This is a genomic window from Wolbachia endosymbiont of Drosophila baimaii, from assembly GCF_028982185.1.
In the GTDB taxonomy this organism is placed as follows: domain Bacteria; phylum Pseudomonadota; class Alphaproteobacteria; order Rickettsiales; family Anaplasmataceae; genus Wolbachia; species Wolbachia pipientis.
The window spans coordinates 1-9,755 of the sequence record NZ_JAPQLE010000095.1 but is presented as its reverse complement, the minus strand read 5'-3'; the positions used below and the strand labels follow the sequence as shown (position 1 = coordinate 9,755).

Here is a 9,755-nt window from a genome sequence, read left to right as displayed (position 1 = left end):
AAACATTCCTCTATTCGAATCCTTTCGTCGTGCTGTTGATTCTGCCTTCCTATGACCTGTTCGGACTATTATGAGAAATGCTATATTATTCAAACAACAGTTATGCAAGAGATCTGATTACATCTAAGCTAACAATGGACCACTAGATATATTACTAACCACGTTGACCTGATTCAATATTTTATTAGTGGGATTGAAATAATTTTCTATAAATTCCTTATATATAGCTGTTAACTTGTGTATATCGTTTACTGATACGCATTCGTTTATCTGATGTGCGGTTTTGTTGATTATACCAAATTCAATCACTGGACAAACATCTTTGATAAACGCAGCGTCAGATGTGCCACCACTTGTGCTAAGTATAGCATCAATGTTGGTAACCTTACTTATTGCATCAAGCATAATATCAGTATTTCTATCGGGAGTAGAGAGGAAAACGTCCCTGCTGCTATGCACAGAAAGTTTATAATCGCTAGTTACACTGGAGCATATTTCATCAATCAGCTTATATAAGCCACCCGGTATTTGTTCATTGTTATATCGAATGTTAAAACGTGTAGTTGCTGAGCCAGGTATTAGATTGCTAGTATTATTTCCAACATCGATAGTAGTAACTTCGCAATGTGAAGGCTGAAAATATTTATTACCATGATCAAAAGTAGTATTTTTTACCTTACTCAATATCGATATTACCTTATATATTGGATTGTCTGCTAGGTCTGGGTAGGCAACGTGCCCTTGTTTTCCATGGCAAATTAATTCAAATGTTACAGAACCTCTTCTGCCTATTTTTATGGTATCACCTAATTTCTCACTACTGGTTGGTTCGCCAACCACACAAAAATCTATCTTTTTCTGCTTATTTTTCATCCATTCCAAAACTGCCTTTGTTCCATATTCTTCCATGCTTTCTTCAGCACTGGTAATCAATGCACTTATCGAACCATTAAATTGAAACTTCTCTGCAATCAAATTTACCATAGCAGCAATAAATGCAGCTACTCCGCTTTTCATATCAGCGGCCCCTCTTCCATATAGCATTCTATCCCTCACTTCTGGATTAAATGGACCAAATACCCAATCTTTTAACTGACCCGGTGGTACAACATCAACGTGCCCAGCAAAGCACAAATTTGGTACTCCATTTATATATTTCGCATAAAGATTTTTAACTTTATCACCAAATTCTAAAATCTCACAATCAAAGCCGCTCTTCTTGAAGATTGTTGCTATATACTCTATTGCCCCGCTGTCTTCTGGTGTTATACTCTCAAAAGAGATCAGTTTCCTAGTTAGCTCTACAGGGTCAATTTTCATGTCAATCTTAAAATACTTATACTGCTATATTGTAAACACTCTGTGCACTATTTAAAACAAATATTACATCAAACCGAACAAACTTTTCTAAGGGAAGTAATAACAGATTACTACCTTGCTGATGATATCTATGAAATATGCACACGACACGGAAATGACGTCTTTCTAGTTGCAGATAAAAATACAGCAAAACTTTTAAACAAAAACGTACTTAATAAAATTCCTAACTTAATTATTCCAGCTCCACCTGTCATTCCAGCGCGTGACACTGGAATCCATAAGTTGTTTTCCTGGATCCCAGTGTCAGCTACTTGCATGACACCAAGCAGAGCTGCCTCTCTTGAAACCGTAAATCTAGTTAGAAACAAAGCAAAAGACAGTGACTTAATAGTTGCATTTGGTAGCGGCACTGTTAACGATATCTGCAAATATGCAAGCTACCTCGAGAAAAAAGATTATATATCGTTCCCAACAGCCGCTTCTATGAATGGATATACCTCTGCAAATGCTTCAATATTAGTAAATGGATATAAAAAATCGTTCAAAGCACATCTTCCAAGAGCAGTATATATAGATATAGACATACTTGCCAATGCACCACTGCGTCTCACATTAAGCGGATTTGCAGATTTCATTTGTCGTTCAACAGTTCAGGCTGACTGGCTACTATCTCATTTGTTGCTTGGCACAGAATACAATGAATTACCTTTTACACTTGTTCGCGATTTTGAGCAAATTTTGCTAAGAGAGTATACGGCGCTTACTAAAAGAAGTAGAAAAGTGGTCCTATTACTTATGGAAGTTCTACTAATTTCAGGACTTGGAATGGTAATATCAAAAGGCAGCTATTCTGCAAGCCAAGGAGAGCATATGATAGCTCACGCAATGGAAATGGTAACAAGAGATCATTCCTTACTACATGGCGAAAAAATTGCTGTTACGACGATTACCATGGCTAATTTGCAGGAAAAGATATTATCAATACAAAACCCGATTATCAAACCGACCACTTTAGATGTAAAACATATAACTCAGTGCTTTGATAATATCGAATTTGTAAGAACTTTTGAACAGAAGCAAATTATGCAGCAAAAAATCCAAGAGATTATTTGTAAAGAATGGCATAATATTTCCAGTTTAATTAAGCAAAATTTACTACCTGCAAAACACCTGCAAAAAATATTTGAAGATCTATCAATTCCACACTTACCAGAGCACCTCAGTTGGAATAAAGAACAATATTGTAAAGTGGTCGATCTTGCGTTTACAACAAGAGATAGATTCACCTTTCTTGACTTAGCTAACTGCATAGAAGAAAGTTAAGTTTTGTAGTGAAATTCTGTCATTTAAAGAGATCATAGGCCAAAAGCTAAACCCTTTTCACAATCTCTTATCCATTGTCTCCTCACCTAAGTGGATATACAACTCATTCCAAGTAACTGACACTGGGTTTCACCAATAGCACTGCTTTGCTAAACATAGTTTAGTTCGAGTGGCTGAGGAGGGACTTGAACCCCCGACCAAGAGATTATGATCCTCCTGCTCTACCAACTGAGCTACTCAGCCTAATTAAAAACCTTATTATACACACGATCTATATGTTTCGTATAATACTTCAAATCAAACAAAGATTCAAGTTTTTCCGAGTTAATAACCTTAAGTAAGGGTTTATCTTGTTTCAATTCGGCCAGAAAATCACTGTTGTTTTGTTTCACTTTCATTGCATTGCTCTGAACAATTTTATACGCCTCTTCCCTCGCCAAACCACTATTTACTAACTCAAGCAATACACGCTGTGAGAAAACTAAACCTTTTGAAGAATTTAAGTTCTTTTCAATGTTTTCCTTATTGATCACCAATTTATCTATCAAATCTGTTAATCGCACTAAAGCAAAATCCATTGTTACACAAGCATCAGGAGCAATGCATCTTTCCACAGACGAGTGTGATATATCACGTTCGTGCCACAATGCAACATTTTCTAACGCAGGAAAAACATAACTGCGTATTAAACGTGAGAGTCCAGTCAGATTTTCACTTAAAATAGGATTACATTTGTGTGGCATAGCAGAGCTTCCCTTCTGCCCAGTGGAAAAATGCTCAGAAATTTCGCCGATTTCAGTTCTTTGCAAATGACGAATTTCAACAGCAACATTTTCTATTGAGCTTGCAATCACTCCCAAAACTGAAAAGAACATAGCATGTCTATCACGAGGAATGACTTGAGACGATATGATTTCAGGTATGAGTCCTATTTCTTTCGCTACATATTCTTCAACAAACGGATCAACATTTGCAAAATTGCCTACTGCACCTGATATTTTACAAATTGAGATCTCTTTTTGCGCGCTAATTAATCTCTGATAATTGCGTTTAAATTCAGCATAAAATCTGGCAAATTTTATTCCAAGAGTTGTTGGTTCTGCATGCATTCCGTGACTGCGTCCAACACAAACAATATCTTTATAGTCCTCAGCTTTTTTTTTCAATGCTGCAAGTAAATTTTTTAGATTCTCGAGCAAAATATCACAGGACTCTTTCAGTTGCACCGCAAGGCATGTATCCAAAACATCAGAACTTGTCATTCCATAATGAAGATAACGAACATCAACTCCCGCTTTTTTAGCAATGTATGTCAGAAAAGCTATAACATCGTGTTTTACAATGGATTCAATTTCGTTGATACATTCAACATCAAATTCAATAGCACCAGAGAGGTTCTCAGCAATATTATTCGGAATCACTCCTAACTTTGCTTGAGCTTCACACGCTAATTTTTCTATTTTAAGCCATATATTAAATTTATTATTTTCCTCCCAAATGGAAGACATTTCTTTTCTGCTATAGCGGGGAATCATTTTTGATTTATTCCAATAATGGTGTCATTCCAGTGCGTGACACTGGAATCCAGGTATAAAAGTATTTGCAAATTATTCAATGGACAACGGATTCTAGAAGCATAAAATAATGTCCATGATGAAATAAACTGGATCCCAGTGTCACGCACTGGGATGACATGAGGGAAGCACTGGGATGACACCAGCTTAGCCATGGCAGACATTTCTTTACGACTATAACAAGGGATCATCTTTGATCAGCTATCATCACCATCAGTAGCTTCTTTATTCGCATCTTGCTCTGCCTCTTGTTGCTCAGACTTCTGATTTTGCAATTTTACTTGCCTTAGCTCATTTGCATCTGTTTCGGATTTCACGACGTATATAGTAATTGGTACTACTACTTCACTATGTAATTCTACGTTTACTTGGTATTCACCCAAGTTTTTGATGCTTACTCCACCAAAAGATAAACTACGGTGATCTATCACATGTCCTTCTTGTAGTAAAATTTTCGCAATTTCACGTGTTGTTACAGAACCAAAAATTTTACCATCCTCTGAAGCTTGCTTTATCAATACCACAAACTTATCATGTAGTGACAATGCAAGCTCTTTTGCTACATTTAATCTTTTTATATTCTCTTCTTCCAGTAATAAACGTTGCTCCTCTAGTTTTGTTAAATTTTCCTTGGTAGCTTTCACCGCTTTTCTTTGTGGAAAAAGAAAATTACGTGCATAACCTGGTTTAACTTTGACAACTTCACCAAGCTTACCTAAAGTCCTTATATTTTCCTTTAAAATTATCAACATAAATTACCTAAACTTTTTTAGTACAGTAAGGAATAAGAGCTAAAAAACGTGCCCTTATGATCGCTAAGCGTAACTTCCTTTGTTTTTTTGCACATACGCCTGTTAATCTTCTAGGTAATATCCTACCATAGTCAGAGGTAAACTTGGATAATAAATCTATATTCTTATAATCTATGTCTTCATCTTTAGACGCAGCAAGAGGGCAAACTTTAGAACGCCTAAAGCCAGTCCTATTATTTACAGATACGTAAGAATTATTAAAACTATTTCGTCTTTTCATCATTATGTGCTTTGCCCCTCAATTTGTTTATCCATCATATAAGATTTACCTTCAAAAATTTTATCAACCTGCACAGGAAAGTGGCGAATAACGTTCTCATTAAGTTTTATTCTACGCACAAATTCATCCAGAATGCTTGCAGTAGAACTTATGCACATTATACAATAATGACCGCTCTTCATTTTATTTGTGTGATATGCAAAATCCAAAAGACCCCAACGTTCATACTTGATTAATCCTGATGCTTCAATGTTTTTCAAAAGCATTTCCAATGCTTTGCTCGATTGAGTTGGACCGTTTATTCTAAAATCTTTCAAAATATCTTGAAAAATCTTTATTAGATGTTCTGAAATATTTCTCTTCAAAGCATTTACTGCGTTATGGATAAACGCACTTTTAGTACTGCCTCCTAGAAATTTTGTAAAATCTTGCGTTATTCCTAAATCTTTTAGGTCATCTTTCAACTCTTCATCGATTTTTGACTTCACTTCTTTCAAATTTGAAAAATCTTCTTCTAATTCAACCCATAAAATTTTTGTAAGATCTTCCAAGAAATCAGAGTAAGCAACTAGACCTTCTTTAATGTTTTCAGCACGCACTTCTAACTCTTGTGTTGTAAGCTTGTCATTTCCTTTTTTCAGAATATCCCTGATTTGCTGGAACATAACATCTGCTTTAATATTTTTCAATGAAACAGCTAGCTCTTGGACCATCTCCTCTACTTCTTGCTGTAATAATCCTTGTTGTGTTATAAAAGTAAATTCATAAAGATTCACTATATCTTCCTTCAATACCGATTAAATATTTCATTATATAAAGCTTTTTTATATAAGCAAGTTATTTGTGTTAATTTCTACGCCTTTAATCCAGCTTAAGTTAGATATTTCATACATAACTTGAGGAGCAATTGAGTACGCACCTGGTAATAAGATGCTCACTTTATGTTTTTCGAGAAGAAGTTTTAGCATTATTTTGGTTCTGCCTTCATCTTTCAATATTGCGTTTAATTCCATAGCGGCTTTTTGCGAATCCGTGCACTCAGTGGTGAGAACTAATTCTTTTATTGTAGAAGTGATTCTTTTTGTAAACTCAGATATATCTTTGCCTGCCAATCTTGTTGTATTTTCCGAAGCTTCAAGATCAATTGTTACAAATGTTCCTGGTGAAAATAAATCTCTTTTTTCTTCTATTATTTCATTATTATAGAATGCTATTTCAGAAACGTTATGGGGATCAGAAAGTGTGAGGATAACAAACCTTCCACGCTCTGAAGTTCTCATACGTGCATTTAATATTACCCCAGCAGTTTTTGCTGTTCTATTTTCTCCGATAAACCCAATATTTAACTTTTCCAGAAGAGTTCTAAATTTTTCAAGCGGATGATTAGTTAAATAAAATCCTAGTGAAAATAACTCATGTTCTAATTTTTCCTCTTCATCAAAATCTTCCACATTCTCAAGTTTCGGTTTGAGGACATCAAGACTACCAAACAAAGCAGCTTGACTTGATTCTCTATCCTGTTTGTTTTTATTTGCAAAGTAAATCAGCGTGTCCATTGACTCATATAGCTGCTTTCTGTTCTTATGCACGCTATCGAATGCTCCGGATTTAATCAGGCTTTCTAGCGCTCTCTTATTTATTGTATGACCTGAATTTTGAATGAATTCCCATATGTCCTTACAAGCGCTTGAACGTACGTTCACTATTCCTTCCGCTATAGAAAAACCAACATTCCTCAAGGCAGCAATACCATAACGTATGCGTTCATCCTCTATTGAGAATTCAGCTTGAGACTTGTTTATATCAGGTGGAAGAACGGTAACGCCACTAAACTTTGCTGCATGATAAAATAAATTCAGTTTATCTCTATCATCAATATTCAGATTCATTAGTGCTGTAAAAAATTCTAATGGATAATTAGCTTTAAGGTAAGCCGTTTGATAAGATATAACCGCATATGCTGCAGCATGAGATTTATTGAACCCATAACCAGCAAATTTTGCAACAAGGTCAAAGATATAACTTGCCCTGTCATAATCAACGCCATTTTTTGTTGCCCCTTGGACAAAAAGTTCACGTTGTTTATCCATCTCTTCCTTAATTTTCTTACCCATGGCACGTCTTAGCAAATCTGCTTCTGCGAGACTGTATCCAGAGAGAATACGCGCTATTTCCATCACCTGTTCTTGGTAGATTATTACCCCAAATGTCTCTTTTAATACTTCCTCAAGTAACGGATGAATATAATCTGGCTTTTCAAGTCCGTGTTTTCTTGCAACATAAGTTGGAATGTTATCCATAGGTCCTGGACGATAAAGGGAAATTAAAGCGATAATATCTTCAATGCAGTCCGGTTTTAGTTTAATTAAAGCTTCTCTCATTCCCGAACTTTCAAGCTGAAACACTCCAATTGAATCACCGCTTGAGAGTATCTCATAGGTTTTTTGATCATTCAAAGAAACTGAAGAAATATCAATCTTTTTTCCATCACGATTAATTAAACGACATACATGATCTATTAGCGTTAGCGTACCAAGTCCAAGAAAATCAAATTTTATTAGCCCAGCTTTCTCCACATATTTCATGCTGTATTGAGTGATTGGCAGAGCCGAATTTGGATCGTAGTACACAGGAACAAAATTTTCCAACTTTTGATCACATATTACAATTCCAGCAGCATGAGTTGAAACGTGACGATATATTCCTTCGAGCCTTAGCGATATATCAAGAAGCTTTGCAATTACCTCATCACTATCCCGCTCTTTCTGCAGGTTTTGATCAAACTCTATCGCTTGTGATAAAGTTACAGGATTTACTGGATTAAATGGAACCATTTTAGATATTTTATCCACTTGAGAGTAAGGCATTTGCAATACTCTACCAACATCACGCAATACTGCCCTTGCTTGCAATTTTCCAAAAGTGATTATTTGAGCAACATAACCGTACTTTTTCTGAACATAATCAATAACCAGGTCCCTTTTCTCTTGGCAGAAATCGATATCAAAGTCAGGCATCGATACACGATCAGGATTCAAAAATCTTTCAAATATTAGGCCAAACTTTATTGGATCAAGGTCTGTAATCTGCAAGCCCCAAGCAACAATTGATCCAGCACCAGAGCCTCTTCCTGGACCAACTGGAATGCCATTTGCTTTGCTCCAACGAATGAAATCAGAAACTATCAAAAAGTAGCCAGCGTAGTTCATCGAAGTTATCACACTCAGTTCGTAATTCAGCCGATCGTAGTATTGTTTAAGGTCTATGTCTGTCTCATTCGCAATACGGAATTCTAATCCTGCAACTGCCTGCTCCCTCAGTTCTTCATTCTCAGTTTTATTTTCTCGACAAGGAAATTTAGGCAAAATAGGCTGCCTGCTTCTTGGCATGTAAGAGCACCGCTTAGCTATCACTAAAGTGTTATGAATTGCTTCGGGAATGTCGCTGAACAGCTCCTCCATTTCTGCCACAGACTTGAAGTAATGCTCGGTAGTTAACTTCTTTCTGTTATTCTCCAGGGCATAACTCCCCTCCGATATACACGTTAATATATCATAAGCCTCATAGTCAGACCTATTTGGAAAAAACACATCGTTCGTTGCAACTAGTGGTATATTGCGCTGATAAGCAAAGTCTATCAAAGCTTCTTCAAGCTCTAGCTCTTTATTCAGCCCATGACGCTGCAATTCAACATATAAATGACCATTGAATGCTGAAAGCAGTTTTTCAACCGTTTCTTTATCTTGCCCCAACAATAGTTGAGCCAAACATCCACCGGTTAAAGCGATCAGACCCGTACTTAAATTCAATAGCTCATCAAAATCAACGTAAGGAATATCGCTGTTATTCTTGCGCTTTCTAAAAGACTCACTCACCAAAGTGACTAAATTAGTGTACCCTTGCTCATTTTTTGCAAGCAATAATATAGGTAAATTTTGTTCTGAATGTTTAACTATAATATTGCATCCTATTATTAGCTGTATTCCCCTACTTGCCGCATATTCTGCAAATTCAAGTGAGCCAAACAAGTTACCTGAATCAGTAATTGCAACCGCTGGCATTTTATTTCGCAAACAAAGGCCGATCAGCTCCTCAATTTTAACCGAGCTTTCAAGCAGCGAATAAACACTATGAACACGTAAGTGTATGAACATAAGAAACTTCAGATCAACAAAAAAGGATAACATTAATTTACTCATGAGAACATAATTTTCATGAGAACAAAAGCCTATAAGATTTCTCAAATCTAAGGTTAAGATACAAAAAACTTCCTTGACAAGCTTCGCCAGCCCCCTTATCATGAAACTGAAGCTATTTATTTATCTTCTCTGTACAGATTAAATGACAAAAAAACTCGCGTATCTGGCGTCTCATGTTTAATTTTTTGCACTATGTGCACCTTATGTCTTTATCAAACTTCTACCTACATAAGCTGAAACGCGCTTATAAAGCGTTTAAAACATAAAAAAACGCCAACTTAAAAAATGGATAGTGAATAACTAGCTA

The 9,755-nt window shown here is 35.9% G+C and carries 8 protein-coding genes and 1 tRNA gene; 1 reads left to right on the top strand and 8 read right to left on the bottom strand.

The genetic code is table 11. The features are described from left to right. Positions 1–123: 123 nt before the first annotated feature. A complete protein-coding gene (dapE, locus tag OZD66_RS03195; RefSeq protein WP_182367065.1) occupies positions 124–1,320 on the bottom strand; it encodes a succinyl-diaminopimelate desuccinylase in 1,197 nt (398 codons plus the stop codon). A 42-nt stretch (positions 1,321–1,362) separates the two neighbouring features. On the opposite strand from dapE, the gene OZD66_RS03190 reads away from it, so the two are divergent. After that, positions 1,363–2,643, top strand: coding sequence for an iron-containing alcohol dehydrogenase (locus OZD66_RS03190; protein ID WP_182367063.1), 1,281 nt, complete (start codon positions 1,363–1,365; stop codon positions 2,641–2,643). Positions 2,644–2,813: 170 nt separating this feature from the next. Here the strand turns inward: OZD66_RS03190 and OZD66_RS03185 are convergent. The 7 genes from OZD66_RS03185 to dnaE form a co-directional block, all read right to left on the bottom strand. Beyond that, a tRNA-Met gene (locus OZD66_RS03185) sits at positions 2,814–2,886 on the bottom strand. Beyond that, positions 2,886–4,178 carry an adenylosuccinate lyase gene (purB, locus tag OZD66_RS03180; RefSeq protein ID WP_182367061.1) on the bottom strand — a complete coding sequence of 431 codons (1,293 nt, stop codon included), beginning with the start codon at positions 4,176–4,178 and terminating at the stop codon, positions 2,886–2,888. Before purB ends, OZD66_RS03185 begins: the two co-directional genes overlap by 1 nt. Next, positions 4,175–4,408: a hypothetical protein gene (locus OZD66_RS03175; protein WP_077188215.1), complete on the bottom strand. Its 234-nt coding sequence runs from the start codon at positions 4,406–4,408 to the stop codon at positions 4,175–4,177. Before OZD66_RS03175 ends, purB begins: the two co-directional genes overlap by 4 nt. 6 nt (positions 4,409–4,414) lie before the next feature. Continuing rightward, positions 4,415–4,969 (bottom strand): 50S ribosomal protein L9, encoded by a 555-nt coding sequence (rplI, locus tag OZD66_RS03170; RefSeq protein ID WP_006279792.1) that lies wholly within the window; start codon positions 4,967–4,969, stop codon positions 4,415–4,417. Between the two features lie 7 nt (positions 4,970–4,976). Further along, a complete protein-coding gene (rpsR, locus tag OZD66_RS03165) occupies positions 4,977–5,252 on the bottom strand; it encodes a 30S ribosomal protein S18 (protein ID WP_007548890.1) in 276 nt (91 codons plus the stop codon). Next, positions 5,252–6,025, bottom strand: a complete 774-nt coding sequence (locus tag OZD66_RS03160; protein WP_182367059.1) for a 30S ribosomal protein S6 — start codon at positions 6,023–6,025, stop codon at positions 5,252–5,254. Before OZD66_RS03160 ends, rpsR begins: the two co-directional genes overlap by 1 nt. A gap of 48 nt (positions 6,026–6,073) precedes the next feature. Continuing rightward, positions 6,074–9,403, bottom strand: coding sequence for a DNA polymerase III subunit alpha (gene dnaE / locus OZD66_RS03155; RefSeq protein WP_182367056.1), 3,330 nt, complete (start codon positions 9,401–9,403; stop codon positions 6,074–6,076). Positions 9,404–9,755 lie beyond the last annotated feature (352 nt).

Coding starts and splice junctions, on each gene's coding strand:
- purB (WP_182367061.1), bottom strand. CDS start 4,178: ATGATTCCCCGCTATAGCAGAAAAGAAATGTCTTCCATTTGGGAGGAA.
- dnaE (WP_182367056.1), bottom strand. CDS start 9,403: ATGTTCATACACTTACGTGTTCATAGTGTTTATTCGCTGCTTGAAAGC.
- rplI (WP_006279792.1), bottom strand. CDS start 4,969: ATGTTGATAATTTTAAAGGAAAATATAAGGACTTTAGGTAAGCTTGGT.
- dapE (WP_182367065.1), bottom strand. CDS start 1,320: ATGAAAATTGACCCTGTAGAGCTAACTAGGAAACTGATCTCTTTTGAG.
- OZD66_RS03175 (WP_077188215.1), bottom strand. CDS start 4,408: ATGATCCCTTGTTATAGTCGTAAAGAAATGTCTGCCATGGCTAAGCTG.
- rpsR (WP_007548890.1), bottom strand. CDS start 5,252: ATGATGAAAAGACGAAATAGTTTTAATAATTCTTACGTATCTGTAAAT.